Source organism: Streptomyces sp. NPDC090741 (assembly GCF_044769045.1).
Taxonomy (GTDB): Bacteria; Actinomycetota; Actinomycetes; order Streptomycetales; family Streptomycetaceae; genus Streptomyces.
Genome location: NZ_JBIVXF010000007.1, coordinates 78,003 through 96,477 on the forward strand (window position 1 = coordinate 78,003; position 18,475 = coordinate 96,477).

Consider the following 18,475-nt stretch of genomic DNA (forward strand, 5'->3'; position numbering starts at 1 on the left):
ACGATCACTTGGATGCCATCGTGCCCGCGAAGGCCGTCGGCCGGGAGTAGCGGTAATGCCATGCCCCGTACACTTTCGGACATGAGCCTTGTCGCGCTGGCCGTCACGCCCGGGGTACCCCACTTCGAACTGGCCGCGGCCTGCGATGTGTTCGGTGTCGACCGGTCCGATCTGGCGGACCCCTGGTACGAGTTCGCCCTATGCGGCCCGGACTCCGTGCCCGTCGGCGGCCGTTTCCGGGTCGAACCCGACGCGGGACTGGACCGGTTGGTGCACGCGGACACCGTGATCGTCCCGGCGATTGCCGACCTGGACACGGATCCGCCCGCGGAACTGGTCGCCGCCGTACGCGCGGCCCACGAGGCGGGCGCCCGGGTGGCCTCCCTCTGCACGGGCGCGTTCGTACTGGCGGCAGCGGGTCTGCTGGACGGGCGCCGGGCCACCACGCACTGGCTTCACGCCGCCGCGCTGGCCGCCAAGTACCCCCGGGTGGACGTCGATCCGGACGTGCTCTACGTGGACGACGGCAGCGTGCTCACCTCGGCCGGGAAGGCCGCCGCGATGGACCTGTGCCTGCACCTGGTCCGCCTCGACCACGGCTCGGCCGTCGCCAACCAGGTCGCGCGCCGCCTGGTCGTCCCGCCGCACCGGGCCGGCGGCCAGGCCCAGTTCGTCGCCACTCCGGTGCCCGAACCTCGCGATCACCCCCTGGGCGCGCTGCTGGCCTGGACGATGGAACGGCTCGACCAGCCGCTCGGCGTGGAGGACCTGGCCCGCCGGGCGAACATGAGCTCGCGCCACCTGGCGCGGGTGTTCACCGACCTCACCGGCACCACTCCCCTGCGCTGGCTGCTGACCCAGCGCATCCACCGCGCCCAGGAGCTCCTGGAGACCACCGACGACACCATCGGTACGATCGCCACGGCCACCGGCATGGGCACCGACGCCACGCTGCGCCGCCATTTCAACCGGACCGTCGGTGTCCCGCCGGACGCCTACCGGCGCACGTTCCGCGCCGCCGCCCGGTAGGGGCGGAAGAACGCGCGGAGTTCCTCCGCGTACAGCTCGGGCTCCTCGAACGGTGCGAAGTGGCCGCCGCGCGGGGGCTCGGTCGCGTACACGACGTTCGCCGTGCGCTCCAGCCACGCCCGCGGCGGGCGGACCACGTCGCCGTGGAAGATCGAGAAGCCGGACGGCACCTCGACCCGGCGGGCGTGCTGCGCGGGCGGGATCGCGGCGTTCGCGCGGTACATGCGCATGGAGGATCCGATCGTCCCCGTGAGCCAGTAGAGCGTGACGTTCGTGAGGATCTCGTCCTTCGTGAAGCTCCGCTCGATGTCGCCGTCGCAGTCGCTCCACGCCCGGAGCTTCTCGACGATCCACGCGGCGAGTCCGGCCGGCGAATCGGTGAGCCCGAAGGCGGCGGTCTGGGGTTTCGTGCGCTGCATGGCGACGTACCCGCCCTCGGTCGCGCCCCAGGCCGCGGTGGCCTCCAGCCAGGCGCGCTCCTCGGGGGCGAGTTCCGCCGGGTCGCCGGTGAAGAGCGGCAGGCCCGCGTCCGTACGGTGGACGGCCACGACCCGGTCGGGGTGGTCGAGCGCGAGGTAGCGGCTGACGTGGCTGCCGACGTCCCCGCCCGCCGCGCCGAACCGCTCGTACCCGAGCACCTCCATGAGCTCGGCCCACAGCCCGGCGACGGCGATCGCGTCGAGGGGCGGTCCGGTGGGGCGCTCGGAGTACCCGTAGCCCGGCATGTCGGGGACGACCACGTCGAACGCGTCGGCGGGATCGGCGCCGTGCGCCGCGGGGTCGGTCAGGAGCGGGACGACCTTCGAGTACCGCCAGAACGAGTCCGGCCAGCCGTGGCCGAGGACCAGCGGCAGTACGGGCGCCCCGGCCGGGGCGACGGCGCGGGTGTGCACGAAGTGGATGCCGAGTCCGCGCAGCGGCACGCGGAAGTGGGGCAGCCGGGCGAGCGCCGCCTCCTGCGCCGGCCAGTCGAACCCGTCCGCCCAATAGGCGACGAGCTCGCGCAGATAGGCGAGGTCGGTCCCCAGGGACCAGCCGGCGCCCTCGGGTGCGTCCGGCCACCGCGTGGCCCGCAGCCGCGCGCGCAGGTCGTCGAGCGCCGCGGGGTCGGTGTGCGGGGTGAACGGCTCGGGGCGGGGGGAGGCGTCCGGCATGGGCCGCATCTTAGGGCACCCCATATGTCAGCAGCGGCTCGACGACCCGTTCTGGCGGGTGAGGTTGTCGTTGGACATCCAGCCGGACGCGTTCGTGTCGGTGGCGCGGACGTAGGTCCACTTGTTGCCGTGCGCGTTGACGATGTAGCACTGGTACATGAGCTTCGTACCGGACTTGGCCACCGCCACGGCGGGGCATTCCTGGTAGGGCCCGGTGGTGATGTGGTAGGTGCCGGACATGTAGCCGTAGGTTCCCGGGTTCCGGTCCTGATGGTTCCAGCCGGTGCAGCCCGTCGACACGGGAGTGGGCTCGGCCGGCGGCGGGGCCGATGCCTTCGGCGTCGAGCCGCCGCCCTTGCCGCTCGGGGTGGGCGGCGGTGACTTGCCGGGCTTGCCGGAGTCCTTGGACGGCTTCGGGGACCGGGAGTTCTGGCTCTGCTCGCCGGAAGGACTGAGGGTGGTCTGCGGTGGCGCGGCGTGGGCCTGCGCCTCGCCGCCCTTGCCGCCGTGGTTGCCCACCGCGGCGTACGTGATGCCGCCTCCGGCCAGGACGACGGCGACGGCCGCCGCGATGACGACGCGTCCGCGGGAGATTCCTCCCGTGCCCGAGGCGTGGGGCGCGGTCGGTGCGCCCATCGGAGCGACGGGCCCCGGGTGCCCGGGGGCGGGGACCGGGTGGCCGGTGTACGGCGGTTGCGGGGACGGCTGGGGGTACGGGACCGGGGCGGGGCCGTAGCCGGGCGGAGGTGTCGGTACGGAGGTGGGCGGTACGGAGGTGGGCGGGGCGGCGGGCGGGGCGGCGGCCGGCGGCGGAACGGCGGCGGGCGGGGCGGCCGCAGACGGCGCCATCGGCGGGGCGGCCGCCGCCGGAGCCGCGTCGTGCGCGCTCCTGCCCTCGGCCACCGCCTGCAGCATCTCGCGCGCCCGGCCGGCGGTGGGCCGGCTCTCCGGCTCCTTCGCCATGAGGGCGCGCAGTACGGGCGCGAGCGCCCCCGCCCGGCGGGGCTCAGGCAGCGGCTCGCTGACGATCGCCGACAGCGTGGACCAGGCGGACGTACGGCGGAACGGATACGCGCCCTCGACCGCGGCGTACAGCGTCATGCCGAGCGACCAGATGTCCGAGGCGGGGCCGGGTTCTTGGCCCTGTGCGCGCTCCGGCGGGAGGTAGTCGAGGGAGCCGATGATGTCGCCGCTGCGGGTCAGCTTGGCCATGTCCTCGTCGCCCGAGGCCTGCACGGTGGCTATGCCGAAGTCGGTGAGCACGATGCGGCCGTCGCGCTCCAGCAGCACGTTGGCCGGCTTGACGTCGCGGTGCAGGACCCCGGCCCGGTGCGCGGCGTCGAGCGCGTCCATCAGCTTGGCGCCGATCGCCGCGGCCTCGCGCGGTTCGAGCGGGCCGCGCTTCTCCAGTACGTCGTCGAGCGAGGGCCCGTCGACGAGTTCCATCACGATGACCGGGAGGCCCTCCTCCTCGGTCACATCGTGCACGGTGACCACACCGCCGTGCCGGATGCGGGCGGCGGCCTGGGCCTCGCGCTGCATCCGCGTGCGCAGATCGGCCAGTTCGACCGCGGAGGCGTCGGTGTAGGCCCGCATGACCTTGACGGCGACTTCCCTGCCCAGCAGTTCGTCCACGGCGCGGGCGACCACGCCCATGCCGCCGCGTCCGATCATCGCGGTCACCCGGTACCGCCCGCCGAGCATCCTGCCGACCAGCTCCGCGCCGTTCGCCTCCCCCGCCGTCACCACACGCCCCATTCATTGCCGTTCGTCAACTCGCGTACCGAGCAGGCCCAGCGTAATGGCACGCGCATTCGGATCGGCGCAGGACGCGGACAACACCTCGGGCGGTCCGCACGTCGTCCACGTGTCGAACCGCCCGAGGCCGGGGCCGGCCCACCGGTCAGTCGGTGCCGAACTCCATCGCCGCGCGGTCGAGCAGCTCGTCGTCCTCGGAGACCTCGCCACGGGAGGCGATGGCCTCGGCGCCGCCCTCCGGCATGGCGCCGATCAGGCCGGTGGCCGCCGCCTGCGCGGCGCCGATCAGCTCGGGGTGCGCGGTGCCGACGATGCCGAGGCCCGCGTACTGCTCCAGCCGGGCGCGCGAGTCGGCGATGTCGAGATTGCGCATGGTGAGCTGGCCGATCCGGTCCACCGGGCCGAAGGCCGAGTCCTCGGTGCGCTCCATCGAGAGCTTGTCCGGGTGGTAGCTGAAGGCCGGGCCCGTGGTGTCGAGGATCGAGTAGTCCTCACCGCGCCGCAGCCGCAGGGTGACCTCGCCGGTGACCGCCGAGCCGACCCAGCGCTGCAGCGACTCGCGGACCATCAGGGCCTGCGGGTCCAGCCAGCGGCCCTCGTACATCAGCCGGCCGAGGCGCCGTCCCTCGTTGTGGTAGTGCGCGAGGGTGTCCTCGTTGTGGATGGCGTTGACGAGACGCTCGTACGCGGCGTGCAGGAGCGCCATGCCGGGCGCCTCGTAGATGCCGCGGCTCTTGGCCTCGATGATCCGGTTCTCGATCTGGTCCGACATGCCCATGCCGTGGCGGCCGCCGATGGCGTTGGCCTCCATCACCAGGTCGACCGGGGAGTGGAACTCCTTGCCGTTGATCGTCACCGGGCGGCCCTGGTCGAAGCCGATGATCACGTCCTCGGCGGCGATCTCGACCGACGGGTCCCAGAACCGTACGCCCATGATCGGCTGCACGGTCTCCACGCCGGTGTCGAGGTGCTCCAGCGTCTTGGCCTCGTGGGTGGCGCCCCAGATGTTGGCGTCGGTGGAGTACGCCTTCTCCGCGCTGTCGCGGTACGGCAGCCCGTGGGCGACGAGCCACTCGGACATCTCCTTGCGCCCGCCGAGCTCGTGGACGAAGTCGGCGTCGAGCCACGGCTTGTAGATGCGCAGGTGGGGGTTGGCGAGCAGGCCGTAGCGGTAGAACCGCTCGATGTCGTTGCCCTTGAAGGTCGAGCCGTCGCCCCAGATCTGTACGTCGTCCTCGAGCATCGCCCGGACCAGCAGGGTGCCGGTGACGGCGCGGCCGAGCGGCGTGGTGTTGAAGTACGCGCGGCCGCCCGAGCGGATGTGGAACGCGCCGCAGGCGAGCGCGGCCAGGCCCTCCTCGACCAGCGCCGCCCGGCAGTCGACCAGGCGCGCGATCTCGGCACCGTAGGTCTTGGCACGGCCGGGCACCGACGCGATGTCGGGCTCGTCGTACTGGCCGATGTCGGCGGTGTAGGTGCAGGGGACGGCACCCTTGTCGCGCATCCACGCGACCGCGACGGAGGTGTCGAGGCCGCCCGAGAAGGCGATGCCGACGCGCTCGCCGGCGGGCAGGGAGGTGAGAACCTTTGACATGGGAAGAGTATGCACTTAAACGCATGGCTATGCAAACGCGTCCCGGCCCGGTAGCCGACAGGTACGGTTCGGCCCATGGATGTTTCCACGAGCGTCGATGACGAGAACGCCGTGCGGCCGGAGGCCCTCAAGGCCGCCGCGCGCCAACTGCTCGTGAAACTGGGCGCCTCAGGGCTGTCATTGGAGGCCGTCGCCGAGGGCAGCGGGCTGGCCGTCGCCGACGTGGAGGGCGTCTTCCCGCACCGGGACGACCTGTTGACCGCGCTCGTGATCGACGCCTATGACGAGTCCGCCGCCGCGATGGAGGAAGCCGACCGGAGCGCCGGCGCCGCCGGTGCGCCGGCCGGGGCGCGGCTCCTCGCGGTGACGCGCGCACTGCGGACGTGGTCCTTCGACAACTCCGCGGAATTCACCCTGATCTACGGCTCTCCGGTAGCCGGCTACCACGCCCCGCAGGACACCGTCCCGGCCGCCTCACGCACCCCCGCGGTGCTGGCCGGCATCGTGCGTTCCGCACTGGCGGCCGGTGAGCTCACCCCGCCGCGGCGGGCGGTGCCCGGGCCGCCGCTGCTCCTGCCGGAGGCCGTGCAGCTCTTCGGCGGCGCGCCCGAGGCCCCGTTCTCGGACCTCGTCGAGCGCGGCATGGTGCTGTGGAGCAATCTGATCGGGCTCCTGGTGTTCCAGGTCTTCAGCCGTACGCACGACAGCGTCCGGGACGAGTCCGCGTACTTCGACTTCGCCATCGCCGTGGCGGCCGAGAGCATCGGGCTGACCGTTCCCCTGGAGGAGACGGCAGGCCGCTGACGCGTCCTTCCCGCGCAGGACCGGTCGAGCGGGCCGGCCCCCATCCCCCGAGGGCCGGCCCGAGCCGGGTCGATACGGCCGGCAACTCACTCGGCTACCCCCGTGAAGCAAAGTTAGCTGTCAGCTATCGACGGGGTACACGGTGGCGGACTCAAGCCAGATTGTCAACTGACCGCTAATCTGCAAAACTGGAAAATAGCTGAGAGCAATACCGGGGAGGTGACGGGAGGGAAACGCGCAGTGTCCGAGACCGACGACCGGCCCGTACTGGCAGTGCGTCTGGACGACCTTTTCAAGACGGCTCGCCCCAGGGGCAGGCGCTGGACCAATGCCGAGGTGGCCGAGGAGCTGAAGCGGGTCAACCCCGAGCTCAAGGCCGGCGGCGTGTACCTGTCTCAGCTGCGGACGGGCAAGCGATCCAACCCGTCACCGGATCTGCTGGCCGCCCTCGCCCGCTTCTTCGGCGTATCGGTCTCCTACTTCTTCGACGACGAGGTGGCCGAGTCGGTGCTCGGCGAGATCGCCGCCGTCGAGGCCCTGCGGCAGGCGGGAGTGCGCTCCGTCGCGATGCGCGCGGCCGGCATGAAGATGGAGAACCTCCAGGCCATCATCGCCATCATGGACCAGTACCGGCAGTTGCAGGGCCTTCCTCCCGTCACCGACCCCGCAGAGCCCCCGGGGTCCGCGGGCGCCTCGAATCCGGACTGAGAGCCCGCCTTCTTCCGACGCGGGCGTCACCGGGTGGCGGCCGATCGCTCGCGCCACCAGTCCACCGTCGCCTTGATCTGCTCGTCGACGGGAGTGGCGCGTGCGGCGAACTCGGTTTCGTACGCCGTCGAATCGACGATGAACGGGCCGTCGAACTGGTAGCGGATCTCCCTCAGTTCGCGGAGCAGCGGCGAGAAGAGCGAGGCCGCGCCCAGTACGGCGGACGGCAGCCGGCGCACCGCGACCGGTCCCGTTCCCGCCTGGGCGGCGAGCCGGTCCACCATCTCCCGGACGGACAGCGCGGGTCCCGTCGGGGCGTGCCAGGCGCGTCCCCAGGCCCGCTCCCCGCCCGCGACCTCGACCAGGGTCCGGGCCACGTCGGGGAGGTAGCTCCAGCTGTGCGGGGCGTCCGGGTCGCCGAGGGTGGAGACGGCCTTGCCGCGGAGCAGCGGCGGCATGACCCGCCCGGCCAGGTGCCCGCCGTCGGTCACGCCGGGCCCGAAGAAGTCCGAGGCCCGCACCTCGACCGCCCTGATGCGGCCCTCCCCGTGCAGCTTGTGCGCTGCCGCCCAACCGGCGGCGCGTACCCGGCCCTTGGTCCCGGTGGCCGCCAGGGGCAGCCCCTCGGTCAGGGGGCCGTCGACGGGTCCGTAGCCGTAGAGGTTGCCCAGCATGACCAGGACGGCCCCGCTCTCCTCGGCCGCGGCGCATACGGACGAGACCAGCGGAGGCCATTCGCTCGCCCAGCGGTGGTAGGGCGGAGCGGCGCAGTGGTGGATCGCGGCCGCGCCCCGGGCCGCTTCGGCCAGCCTCCCGCTGTCCGTGGCGTCCAGTGCGACGTGCTCGATGCCGGGCTCCGCGCTGCGGCCCGACCTGGTGACGACCCGTACCGCATGCCCCTCCTGCGCCAGGAGTCGAGCGGTGGCGGCCCCTGCGGGCCCGAATCCGATGACGACATGAAGGCTCACAGGCGAACACTAGCGCGACCGGACGGTATGCGGATGAGCCATCCAGTTACCATGTCCGCATGACGACGACGCCACTGCGCAAGGACGCGGCCCGCAATTGGGACCGGATCATCGCCGTCGCCCGTGCCCTGGTCGACCAGGGCACGCCGCTGCAGCTCAACGACGTCGCCCGGCGCGCCGGACTCGGCGTCGGCACCGTCTACCGGCACTTCGCCACGCCCGAGGCGCTGCTGGAGACCGTCGCCACTCCCTGTCTGGAAGCCCTGACCGCCCACGGCGAGCAGGCACTGTCCGACCCCGACCCCTGGCACGCGCTGGAGGGCTTCCTGACCCGCACCATCGAAGCGCAGGTCACCGACGCCTCGCTGGCCCCGGTCACGGCCGCACCCGAAGACGCCCTGCCGCGCACCACGGAACTCAAGACGGCGCTGTGGTCGACCGGCCGGGTACTGCTCGACCGGGCCCGCGAGGCCGGGGCCGTCCGCCCCGACCTGGCCTCGGGCGATCTGGTCCCGCTCATGTGCGGCATCTCCTACGCCGTGGAGGTCCACGGCGGCGATCGCGCCGGCCGGATCGACACCGCCCGCCGCTACCTGGCCACCCTGCTCGGAGGCCTGCGCGCCGCCACACCCCCGAGCGCGTGATCCGCTGAGTTCGGTGAAGCGCCTGGTCTCCTCGGCCACCGGGCTGCCACTGTTCGTTCGGACGAACAACAGGGAGGGTTTGGGATGCGCATCACCGGATCGACCGTTCTCCTCACCGGGGTCACAGGCGGAATAGGCCTCACACTGGCCCGTACGCTCGCCGCGAAGGGCGCGAAGCTCGTGGTCACCGGGCGCCGCGAGGACGCGCTCAAGGCCGTGGCCGACGAGCTCGGCGCCCGGGCCGTCCTCGCCGATCTCGCCGACGCGTCCGATGTCGAGCGGCTGGTCTCGCAGTGCGCCGAGACCGACATCCTCATCGCCAACGCCGCGCTCCCGTCGAGCGGCGACCTGCTCGACTACACCCCCGAACAGATCGATCGGGCCCTCGCCGTGAACCTGCGGGCACCGGTCATGCTGGCCCGGCTGCTCGCGCCCCGGATGGTCGGTGCGGGGCAGGGCCACATCGCGCTGATCGGCTCCATCTCCGGAAAGGCCGCCACGAAGTCGTCCTCGCTGTACGACGCGACGAAGTTCGGGCTGCGCGGCTTCGCGCTGGCGTTCCGTCAGGACCTGCGCGGCACGGGCGTGGGAGTGTCCATCATCCAGCCGGGATTCGTCCGCGACGCGGGCATGCACGCCGCGACCGGCGCCAAGACCCCCGGCGGCGCGCGGACTTCCTCACCGGATCAGGTGGCGCGGGGCGTCATCCGGGCCGTCGAGCGCAATCTGTGCGAAGTCAACATCGCTCCCGCCGAGTTGAAGGTGCTCATCGCGATCGCCGGGCAGTTCCCCGCCTTCTCGGAGTGGGTGCAGAGCCGCGCCGGGGTGGACGACACGGTACGGAGCATCGTCGAAGCCCAGAAGAAGAGCCGCTGACCGGGTCCGGGCGAAGGGCGGCCCGGGCCGCCCGCCGGGGACGCCCCTTCCTCATGCCTTGCCGGGGAGACTCGGGAGACTGACGTCCTTCGCCTCACCGTGCACCGTGACGGCGCCGGCGTCGACGGAGATTCCGGACGGGACGAGGCCGAGCGGCAGGGCCGGTATTTTGCGTTCCGCCGCCTTGAACGCGGCCACGATCTGCGGATTGGCCGGGTCGAGGGGACGCCCGGCCAGGGACGCCGCCGTCGGTTCGAGCGTGACGGTGTCGCCGGTGAGCGTGAGCGCGGCGGTCACGACCAGCGGTACTCCCATGACGGTCCGGGCGATCTCCAGCCGCCCGCCGTGCCCGGTCAGCCGGACACCGGGACCGCGCTTCGCCCCGAGCGCGTCGAGGGGGACCTTGAACTCCGCCCGCGCCCCGGCCGCCGAGTACCCTCCCGCCGTCTCGGACACGTCGTGCAGGTCGACGGAGGCGGTGACGGGCAGCCCGTCCTCCGTCCGCGCCCGGCCGTCGACCTCCACCTCCGGGTAGGCTCCCGCCGCCGCGTTCCAAAGGAACGGGAATCCTCCGATCGAGACGCTCGGCGCCGCCACCAGGGCGCTCTGCCGCGCGGCGATCCGGTCGGCCATCCGGTCCTCGGCGACACCGGCGGCGACGCGGTCGGCGAGTACGAGGCCGGCGAGCAGCGCGCATACGCCGGCCAGCGCCCACCGCCGGGTGCGGCGCGGGCGGCGCGCGGCAGCGCCTCGTACGGCAGCGCCGCGGCCGGCAGTCCCTCGTACGGCAGTCCCTCGTACGACGGCCTTTGCGCGCGCGTCGGCTCGGGCGGTGCGGTGGTTCATGTGTTCCTCGCGGGTTCGGGGACGGAGGAGGTACGGACGACTTCCCCTGCGCCGCCCTCGATGTGCATCTGCGGCAGCAGCCGGTCGAGCCATGACGGGAGCCACCAGTTGGCTTTGCCGAGCAGGACCATCGTGGTGGGGACGAGGAGCCCGCGGACGACCGTGGCATCGAGCGCGACCGCGGTGGCGAGGCCGATCCCGAACATCTTCACGACGGGGTCGTCCCACAGGAGGTAGCCGAGGAAGACGCACACCATGATGAGCGCGGCGGAGGTGATGATCCTTCCGGTCCTCGCCAGCCCGGTGATCACCGCGGCGCGGTTGTCGCCGGTCGCCAGCCATGCCTCGCGGACGGCGCTCAGGAGGAAGACCTCGTAATCCATGGAGAGCCCGAACAGGACCGCGAACATGAGCAGCGGTACGTACCCGGGGATCGGCACGGGTCCGCCGAGCCCGAGCGGTGCCGCTCCCCATCCCCACTGGAACAGCGCGGTGAGCACGCCGTAGGCGGCGGCCACCGAGAGGAGGTTGAGCACGGCCGCCTTGGCTGCGACGAGCGGGGAGCGGAAGGCCAGCAGGAGGAGCAGACCGGCGATGGCGAGGACGACCCCGATGACGGCGGGCAGGCGCTGCGCGAGCCGGTCGCCCAGGTCCAGCTGGGTCGCGGGGATGCCGCCCACGTGGGCTTCCCGGCCGGTGTCCTTCGTGACGGGCGGGAGGGTGCGCTCGCGCAGGCGGTGCACCAGGGCGGCGGTGCGCGGGTCGCCGGGCGCGGTGGTGGGGGTGACCTGCCAGCGCACGGTCCGGCCGTCGCGGCTCAGCTGGGCGGGTCCGACCGCGGCGACGCCGCTGGTGTCCTTCAGCGCTTCGCCGACGGCCGTGACGGCCGGGTCCGCTGGTCCGGACGCCGGCTTCGGCAGTGTGCCGGTCACCTGGAGCGGTCCGTTGACGCCCGGGCCGAATGCGGACGCGAGCCGGTCGTAGGCCGTACGGCCGGCCGTTCCCGGGGACTTGTCGCCGCCGTCGAGCTGCCCGAAGGAGAGCTGGGCCGCGGCGAGCGCCGGCAGGACGAAGAAGGCCAGGCCGGCGAGGAGGTACCGCCACGGCCGGTCGGCGACGTGCCGGGCGATGCGCGCCCAGCCGCGGGCGGGCGGCGGGGAGGTCTGCGACCGGTCCGCGGCGACGGGGGCGGGAGCGAGACGCCGTCCCAGCAGGCCGAACAGAGCGGGGAGGAGGGTGAGGGTGGCCGCCATGGCGACCAGGACGGCGATGCCGGGGGCGAGCGCCAGCGCGCGGAGCAGCGGCAGGCCGCCGAGGGCGAGGCCGGCGAGTGCCGCGATGACCGCGGTGCCGGCGAAGGCCACCGCCTTGCCCGAGGCGCCGATCGTGAGGGCGGCGGCGTCCTCGAACCGCTTCCCGGTGGCGAGGAGTTCGCGGAAGCGGGTGAGGCAGAAGAGGCTGTAGTCGATGCCGACGCCGAGGCCGATCATCGCCGCGATGGTGGCGCCGGAGGACGGCATGTCCATCAAGTGGCCGGTCAGGCCGATGACTTCGAGCGAGATGCCGAGTCCTACGACGGCCGTGGCCAGCGGTACGGCGGCCGCGATCGGCTTGCGGAATCCGAGGCAGAGGACGGCGAAGGCCGCGACGAGCCCGATGATCTCGCTGCGCCGGGTGGACTTCTTGTCGGCGGCTTCGGCGAGGTTGCCGCCGGGAGTGACCTCGATCCCGGCCGCTTCGGCCGGTGCGGCGGCGTCCAAGAGGTCGTGGACGACGTCGGCGGTGATGTCCCGGCCCGCCAGGTCCAGTTCGACCGCGAGGTAGGCGGTGTGCCCGTCGGGGGCGAGGGCCGCCCTGCCGGCCGGCTCGTACGGGGTGGTCACGGCGAGGACGTGGTCGCGGGCGGCAAGGGCGCGGGCCGCCTCCTGGACGGCGTCGCGCGCGGGGTCCGAGGTGAGGGGCGGGCCGTCGGGGGGCGTGCGCAGGACAAGGGGCTGGCGGCCGGAGGCGGAGTCGGCGAACGCACGGGCGGCGTCATGGGCGGCCTGGCTGTCGCTGCCGGGTATGGAGACCGTCTCGGTGGTGGCGCTGCCCAGCACGCCCACCGCCGCGGCCAGGCCCATCAGCAGCAGGAGCCAGGCGGCGACGACCCGCTTCGGCCGTCGGGCGCACCAGCGCCCCAGCGTGACGAACATGCGTACGGGATCCCCCTCGTCCGGCGCGGCTTGTTCCTTCATCATTGCACTCACGGTGCAATTAAATCAACGCGCGCCCTATTTGCGACAATGGCGACGAGTGAGACCGGGAGGGGTCAACGTGCAGCAGTCGGCGGGGCAGTCAGAGGAACGGCGCGCGGACGGCCGCGCGGAGCGCAGCCGCCAGTCCCGGGTGAAGATCGCGGACGCGGTGCTGTCCCTGCTCGACGAGGGCGAGTCGCACTTCCCCGCGGACCGCGTCGCCGAACGTGCGGGAGTCTCCCGCCGCCTGGTCTTCCACCACTACGCCGACATGTCCCAGCTGGTGGAGACGGCGATCGCGCGGCGCCTGGAGCAGCTCATGGAGCAGACCAGGCCCCTGCCGACCGACGGCCCGCGAGCCGCACGGGTCGCGGCGCTCACGGAACAGCGCTCACGGATCCTGGAGTGGATCACACCGGCCCAGCTCGCGCTGATGCGGCTGGAGCAGAACGGGGACCGGATCAGGGAGGTCACCCGGCAGGTCCTGGACTTCGCCCGGGGCCGGCTGGCCGACATCTTCCGCGAGGAGCTCGACCGGCTGCCCGCGGAGCGCAGGACCGAGGTGCTCCACGGGCTGGACGCGGTGACCACCTGGGGTGCCTGGTACCACTGGCGCAGCAGCGGTCTGAGTGTCGAGGCGGCCGCCCGGACGATGGAGACCGCCGTACACGCCCTACTGGCCAGTACGGATCCGGCCGGGCCGGGCCACCGGCAGTAAGGCGCCGGCCTGATCCGAATGACACGGCCTAGTGCGCGTCGGCCCCGGCCAGGACACGGCGGTCCGACGACGGCGCGGGCCGCAGGCCCCTCGTACCGCTTCCTTCCCGCGCGAGCCGCCGGTGCAGGGCGGGGCCGCCCGCCGCGATGGTCACGAACAGGACGACCGCGGTGATCAGGCTCGGCTCGGAGACCCACAGGCCGAGCAGCTGGTCGAGGAGCAGGGCCCCCGCGACCAGCAGCACCTTCCCGAGCAGCAGGCCGGAGTGCAGGCGGCGGTGGACCGGCCGGCCGAGGCGGGCCCGGCGGCGGTGCGCCAGCGCCATCGCGGCTCCGGCGCACGCGACGAGCGCGAGGAGACGCAGTGCATGTTCCCAGGCGGGGGTGTCCGAGCCCCACGCCCAGACCACACCCATGCCGGCCCCCGCGACGACGTAGACGAGAACGTGGATCCGGCGCTCCGGCATGACTGCCTCCTGACCCTCAAGGGTCATACGACACACAAACAACTTGCACTTCGAGTGTCATAACTTCGGGCGCATCCGTCAAGCCCGGCCGCTTTCGAGCCGCCGGAGGGGTTCGACTAGGGTCGGCAGGGCAGCGCACCCCATGAATCACCATCGACCACGAGGAGCAGCCGTGAGCCGGCCGGCGTCCACCGTTCTGCAGCAGGAGATCGCCCGGGACCTCCAGGTGTCGGAGACCTTCGACGCACACCGGGAGATCGAGCGCCGGGTGGCCTTCCTGGCCGAGCGGCTCACCTCCACCGGCCTGCGCTCCCTGGTCCTCGGCATCAGCGGCGGCGTGGACTCCACCACGGCCGGACGGCTGTGCCAGCTCGCCGTGGAGCGGGTCCGCGAGGCCGGCCACGAGGCGACGTTCTACGCGATGCGGCTGCCGTACGGCGTCCAGGCCGACGAGAAGGACGCCCAGCTGGCCCTCGGCTTCATCCAGGCGGACCGGGTGCTGACGGTGGACGTGAAGCCCGCCAGCGACGCCGCGCTGGAGGCCGCCCTCGCCGGCGGCACCGCGTTCCGCGACGCCCACCACCAGGACTTCGTGCAGGGCAACATCAAGGCCCGCCAGCGCATGATCGCCCAGTACGCGGTGGCCGGCGCCCACGACGGCCTGGTCGTCGGCACCGACCACGCGGCCGAGGCGGTCTCCGGCTTCTTCACGAAGTTCGGTGACGGCGCGGCCGACCTGGTCCCGCTGACCGGCCTGACCAAGCGCCGGGTGCGCGCCGTGGCCGACGTCCTGGGCGCCCCCGCGGAGCTGGTCTGGAAGACCCCCACGGCGGACCTGGAGACCCTGGACCCGGGCAAGGCCGACGAGGACGCGCTGGGTGTCACGTACGACGACATCGACGACTTCCTGGAGGGCAAGCCGGTCGACGAGCGCGCCTTCGACACGATCGTCCGCCGCTACCGCCTGACCGACCACAAGCGCCAACTCCCGGTCGCGCCGTAACGACCACCCGTCGGCACGTCGAGCATCCGACTCGGGACAGGGGGACAGCGGTGCCGCGACAGGTCTGGCGTCGGGGCGTGGCGGGCTGGGTTGCCCTCGCACTGGCCGGCGGCGCGTACACGCTGTACCTCCACGACTCGCCGGGCGCCACATCGGAGCCGAAGCGGTGGGAACGTGCCCTGTCACCGAGTGACGAGCCGGTTCCGTGTCCCATGCGGAGCGGCACGGTGGCGCCCACGGCGCACTCCTGCGCCTACTGGCAACGCGGCTAGCGGGCTGCCCCCGGGACGGGGAATCGCGGCGGGTGCGGGGCGCTCCTACGATGAAGGGGTGCGCCTCGGGGGCTTGGGGAGCCTTGTTTGGTCGATCCTGGGCAGGGGTGACCGGTCATGGGCAGGTGCCGTCCGTTGCGTGGGCGCCGGGTCCGGCGGGCGGGTGTGCCCGCCGCGGTGGCGCTGCTGCTGGCCGCTCTGTGCGCGGGTACCGCCCCCGCCGCCGTGCGCGAGGACTTCGATCCCGCCACCGTGCAGAAACTGGACGCGACGATCACGGGGATCATGAAGCAGACCGGCATGCCGGGCCTCGACATCGGCCTGTGGATGCCCGGCCGCGGCGTGTACGAGAAGTCCTTCGGCATCGCGGACAAGCAGACCGGCACGCCCATGAAGTCCGACCTCTACTCGCGGATCGGCAGCGTCACCAAGACCTTCACCATCACCGGTGTCCTCCAACTGGTCGACCAGGGAAAGGTCGGTCTCGACGACCCCGTCTCGCGGTACGTCTCCGGCGTCCCCGGCGGGAACTCGGTCACGCTGCGCCAGCTGGCCGAGATGCGCAGCGGCCTCTTCGACTACACGACGGACAAGAAGTGGCTGGTGGGCCTGCGCGCCGACCCGCACCGCGCGTACACCCCGCGCCAGCTCGTGGACGTGGCCTTCCGCCATCCCCCGAACTTCAAGCCCGGCGCCAAGTGGCAGTACAGCAACACGAACACCGTCCTGCTCGGCATGCTGGTCGAGAAGGTCAGCGGGCAGAGCCTCGCCGACTACCTCCGCGATCACGTGTTCGCGCCGCTGAAGCTGAACGACACCTCCCTGCCGGGCGACGGCGCCATGCCCGACCCGCACGCCCACGGGTACACCGACTTCACGCCGAAGGGCACCGTCGCCGACGCCACGAACTGGAACCCCTCCTGGGCCTGGGCCGCCGGCGGGGTCATCTCCGACCTCGACGACCTGCGCACCTGGGCCCCGGCGCTGGCGGACGGCCGGCTGCTGACCCGCAAGACGCAGGCCGAGCGGCTCCGGACGCTCCCGATCGAGGGCGTCCCCGGCGCCTCGTACGGCCTCGGCATCCTCGACTTCAACGGCTGGCTCGGCCACAACGGGGAACTGCCCGGCTACGAGACCATCGCCGCCCAACTCCCCACCGAGAAGGCCACCCTGGTGGTGCTCGTCAACAGCGACATCGACTACCGGGGCAAGAACCTGTCCGGCATGATCGGGAACGCGGTCACCTCCATCGTGACCCCCGGCCACCTCTGGCCCGCGCCCGTGGCCACCGAGGCCGAGTAGCCCCCGGACGCAGTCCCCAGACGCCCGCACGGGGGCTCGCGGCAGGGGCGGGAGGGGTCCGTGTGACCATGGCCTCCTTCGGCACATCCGCATTTCCGCATTTCCGCATTTCATGGGGGGACCATGCGCACCCGTACCACCACCGTCTCCGCCGGCCTCGCCGCCGCGCTCGCGGCGGTGCTCCTGCTGGCCGGCTGCACCTCGTCCGGCGCCGCCCCGAAGGGCAAGGGCGGCGGTAGCAGCGCCTCGGCGCCCGCGCCCGTCGCGCCGGGCACCGGCTCCGCGTTCGAGGGCCCCCGGCCGCAGGACCAGAACCTCCTCGCCTGGACGGGCGACCCCAACGACGCGGGGCACGTGACCGCGCAGTCCGCCGCCGCAGTCGGCGGACGGGTCACTCTCGTACGGATCGTGCTGCGCGAGCAGATCACCTGGTCCAACATCTGGCTCGGGCTCGCCGGCATCGACCCGGGCGCCCAGCTCTCCCAGAACTACCTCGGCGTGTACGACGCGAACGGCACCCTGCGCGCGTCCACCGCGGACATCTCCCCGCTGCTGATGACCGACGCGATCGCCAAGCCGTTCCCCCTCGCCAAGCCCTTCACTGCCGCCCCGGGCACCTACTTCATCGCCCTCCTCCTCAACGGCACCTGGGCCACCAACGCCCTCACCCTCAAGTCCACGGGCGCCGGGATCTCGGTGAACGCGGGCCTGACCCCGCCGAACCTCCGCTACAGCACCCTCCTGACCGGCCAGACCTCCCTGCCGGCCACCGTGAACCTCGGCGAGCAGTCCACCAGCACCATCAACACCGGCTGGGCCAGCCAGTGGTACGCCATCTCCTGAGCCGGGCCACCACGCCCAGCCGCCACGCCCAGCCGCCACGCCGAGCCGCCACGCCGAGCCGCCGCGCCCCCGGCTCAGCGGGTGCGGGGTTCGGCCGGATGAGCGAAGCTGGGGAAGGTTGTAGCCACGAGGCGGCGCCGGAGCCGGGCCGCCGATGCGAGGAGGGCTGCGTGGACGCTTCACGAGTCGGTGGGCCCGCTCCCGCGACCCGAGTCCGGGTGCGGGTGCGGACGGCCACCCTGCTGTGCGCGGCCGCGGCCCTCGCGGCAAGCGCCGTACCCGCTTCCGCGCAGACGCCCCGGGCCGTCATGGATCCTAATCCGGTCGTGGTGGTCGACTGCTTCTCCCAGGCCCAGGTGCGCCCCCAGGAGTACCTGCTGGCCTGCGGCGACGGGAACAACCGCCTCGTCCGGCTGCGCTGGGACGGCTGGGGGCAGCGGACCGCGACGGCCACCGGCACCGACATGGTGAACGACTGCACCCCGTACTGCGCGGCGGGCCGCTTCCGGGCGTACCCGGTCAAGGTGACCCTGAGCCACCCGCGGCCCTGGCCCGACCACCCCGACGTGCAGCGCTACACCAGCATCCGGCTCCTCTACACCGACACCGCCCCGTCCCCGGTACCCAAGGACGTGACGTACAAGCTCGTCTACTGATCGGTGCGATCGGCCGATCGGTGCGATCGGCCTGTCCGCCGAGGCGGGCGCCGGCTCCCCCGACCGGCTCAGTGGCCCTCCCCCGGCGCCTGGCAGGCGGTGGAGATCGACGACATCCACGCGATGACCGCATCGCGCTGGTCCGGGGCCAGTCCGGCCTCCAGCTCGGCCTCCCGCCGCTGGACGGCCGGGAGCGCGTCCGCGTAGCGGGCGGCCCCGAGGTCGGTGAGGTGCAGCTGGTGCGTCCTACGGTCGGTGGGGTGCGGGGAGCGCGTGATCAGGCCGTCGCGTTCGAGCGCCGCGAGCATCTCGTTGGCGGCCTGGCGGGTGCTCCCGACGGAACGGGCCAGCTGGGCGACCGACTTGCCCGGGGACTCCTTGACCATCATCAGGGTCGCGAACTGCGGCACGGTGAGCCCGAACTCCTCCAACTCGGCGCCGATCGCCGCCCGCATGCTGAGCCAGGTGTGGCGGACCAGGAAACTCAGCACTCGGTCGTGGCTCTTCTCGCCCACGAGGCGACCTCCGAACTCTTGTTGATTGACAGGAACTTGACGAGTTTGCCAGGATGACGCCGCATTGGATCGTCAGGTCCCT

General features: G+C 72.6%; 18 protein-coding genes. 10 read left to right on the forward strand and 8 right to left on the reverse strand.

Features of this window, described 5'->3' with window-relative positions; genetic code table 11:
* Positions 1–81: 81 nt before the first annotated feature.
* Entirely contained in the window at positions 82–1,029 is a 948-nt protein-coding gene (locus tag ACIQU4_RS20235) for a helix-turn-helix domain-containing protein (RefSeq protein WP_403732308.1), read from the forward strand.
* On the opposite strand, the gene ACIQU4_RS20240 is transcribed toward ACIQU4_RS20235, so the two are convergent.
* From ACIQU4_RS20240 to argG, 3 genes are all read right to left on the reverse strand, one after another.
* On the reverse strand, positions 996–2,183 hold the full coding sequence (locus ACIQU4_RS20240) for an epoxide hydrolase family protein (RefSeq protein ID WP_403732311.1): 1,188 nt from the start codon (positions 2,181–2,183) through the stop codon (positions 996–998). The two genes, ACIQU4_RS20235 and ACIQU4_RS20240, sit on opposite strands and share 34 nt — an antisense overlap.
* 27 nt (positions 2,184–2,210) lie before the next feature.
* Positions 2,211–3,929 (reverse strand): protein kinase, encoded by a 1,719-nt coding sequence (locus tag ACIQU4_RS20245; RefSeq protein WP_403732313.1) that lies wholly within the window; start codon positions 3,927–3,929, stop codon positions 2,211–2,213.
* 157 nt (positions 3,930–4,086) lie between these two features.
* Complete coding sequence (argG, locus tag ACIQU4_RS20250; RefSeq protein ID WP_403732316.1) at positions 4,087–5,535, reverse strand: argininosuccinate synthase; 1,449 nt, start codon at positions 5,533–5,535, stop codon at positions 4,087–4,089.
* Between the two features lie 75 nt (positions 5,536–5,610).
* Between argG and ACIQU4_RS20255 the strand changes: the two genes are divergently transcribed.
* Together ACIQU4_RS20255 and ACIQU4_RS20260 are read left to right on the forward strand one after the other, a co-directional pair.
* A complete protein-coding gene (locus ACIQU4_RS20255; protein ID WP_403732319.1) occupies positions 5,611–6,339 on the forward strand; it encodes a TetR/AcrR family transcriptional regulator in 729 nt (242 codons plus the stop codon).
* A gap of 240 nt (positions 6,340–6,579) precedes the next feature.
* The gene (locus tag ACIQU4_RS20260) at positions 6,580–7,047 is read left to right on the forward strand and encodes a helix-turn-helix domain-containing protein (RefSeq protein ID WP_403732322.1); all 468 of its coding nucleotides are present in this window, start codon (positions 6,580–6,582) and stop codon (positions 7,045–7,047) included.
* A 26-nt stretch (positions 7,048–7,073) separates the two neighbouring features.
* Here ACIQU4_RS20260 and ACIQU4_RS20265 read toward each other — a convergent pair whose 3' ends face one another.
* Positions 7,074–8,015, reverse strand: coding sequence for an NAD-dependent epimerase/dehydratase family protein (locus tag ACIQU4_RS20265; RefSeq protein WP_403732324.1), 942 nt, complete (start codon positions 8,013–8,015; stop codon positions 7,074–7,076).
* A gap of 59 nt (positions 8,016–8,074) precedes the next feature.
* On the opposite strand from ACIQU4_RS20265, the gene ACIQU4_RS20270 reads away from it, so the two are divergent.
* Complete coding sequence (locus ACIQU4_RS20270) at positions 8,075–8,659, forward strand: TetR/AcrR family transcriptional regulator (protein WP_403732326.1); 585 nt, start codon at positions 8,075–8,077, stop codon at positions 8,657–8,659.
* Positions 8,660–8,743: 84 nt separating this feature from the next.
* Positions 8,744–9,535: an SDR family NAD(P)-dependent oxidoreductase gene (locus ACIQU4_RS20275; RefSeq protein ID WP_403732329.1), complete on the forward strand. Its 792-nt coding sequence runs from the start codon at positions 8,744–8,746 to the stop codon at positions 9,533–9,535.
* 51 nt (positions 9,536–9,586) lie between these two features.
* Here the strand turns inward: ACIQU4_RS20275 and ACIQU4_RS20280 are convergent, their stop codons facing one another.
* Positions 9,587–10,381 (reverse strand): DUF2993 domain-containing protein, encoded by a 795-nt coding sequence (locus ACIQU4_RS20280; protein ID WP_403732332.1) that lies wholly within the window; start codon positions 10,379–10,381, stop codon positions 9,587–9,589.
* Positions 10,378–12,621 carry an MMPL family transporter gene (locus ACIQU4_RS20285; protein ID WP_403732334.1) on the reverse strand — a complete coding sequence of 748 codons (2,244 nt, stop codon included), beginning with the start codon at positions 12,619–12,621 and terminating at the stop codon, positions 10,378–10,380. The genes ACIQU4_RS20280 and ACIQU4_RS20285 overlap by 4 nt, the downstream gene beginning before the upstream one ends.
* 76 nt (positions 12,622–12,697) lie before the next feature.
* Between ACIQU4_RS20285 and ACIQU4_RS20290 the strand changes: the two genes are divergently transcribed.
* Positions 12,698–13,336 carry a TetR/AcrR family transcriptional regulator gene (locus ACIQU4_RS20290; RefSeq protein WP_403732337.1) on the forward strand — a complete coding sequence of 213 codons (639 nt, stop codon included), beginning with the start codon at positions 12,698–12,700 and terminating at the stop codon, positions 13,334–13,336.
* 28 nt (positions 13,337–13,364) lie between these two features.
* Here the strand turns inward: ACIQU4_RS20290 and ACIQU4_RS20295 are convergent, their stop codons facing one another.
* On the reverse strand, positions 13,365–13,802 hold the full coding sequence (locus tag ACIQU4_RS20295; RefSeq protein ID WP_403732340.1) for a hypothetical protein: 438 nt from the start codon (positions 13,800–13,802) through the stop codon (positions 13,365–13,367).
* Positions 13,803–13,974: 172 nt separating this feature from the next.
* Between ACIQU4_RS20295 and nadE the strand changes: the two genes are divergently transcribed.
* The 4 genes from nadE (at position 13,975) to ACIQU4_RS20315 (ending at position 17,878) form a co-directional block, all read left to right on the forward strand.
* Positions 13,975–14,805, forward strand: coding sequence for an ammonia-dependent NAD(+) synthetase (gene nadE / locus ACIQU4_RS20300; protein ID WP_403732343.1), 831 nt, complete (start codon positions 13,975–13,977; stop codon positions 14,803–14,805).
* Between the two features lie 407 nt (positions 14,806–15,212).
* Positions 15,213–16,379, forward strand: a complete 1,167-nt coding sequence (locus ACIQU4_RS20305; protein ID WP_403732346.1) for a serine hydrolase domain-containing protein — start codon at positions 15,213–15,215, stop codon at positions 16,377–16,379.
* A 123-nt stretch (positions 16,380–16,502) separates the two neighbouring features.
* Positions 16,503–17,222, forward strand: coding sequence for a hypothetical protein (locus ACIQU4_RS20310; protein WP_403732348.1), 720 nt, complete (start codon positions 16,503–16,505; stop codon positions 17,220–17,222).
* A gap of 170 nt (positions 17,223–17,392) precedes the next feature.
* The gene (locus tag ACIQU4_RS20315; protein WP_403732351.1) at positions 17,393–17,878 is read left to right on the forward strand and encodes a hypothetical protein; all 486 of its coding nucleotides are present in this window, start codon (positions 17,393–17,395) and stop codon (positions 17,876–17,878) included.
* 68 nt (positions 17,879–17,946) lie between these two features.
* Here the strand turns inward: ACIQU4_RS20315 and ACIQU4_RS20320 are convergent, their stop codons facing one another.
* Positions 17,947–18,393 carry a MarR family winged helix-turn-helix transcriptional regulator gene (locus ACIQU4_RS20320; RefSeq protein WP_403732353.1) on the reverse strand — a complete coding sequence of 149 codons (447 nt, stop codon included), beginning with the start codon at positions 18,391–18,393 and terminating at the stop codon, positions 17,947–17,949.
* Between the last annotated feature and the right edge of the window lie 82 nt (positions 18,394–18,475).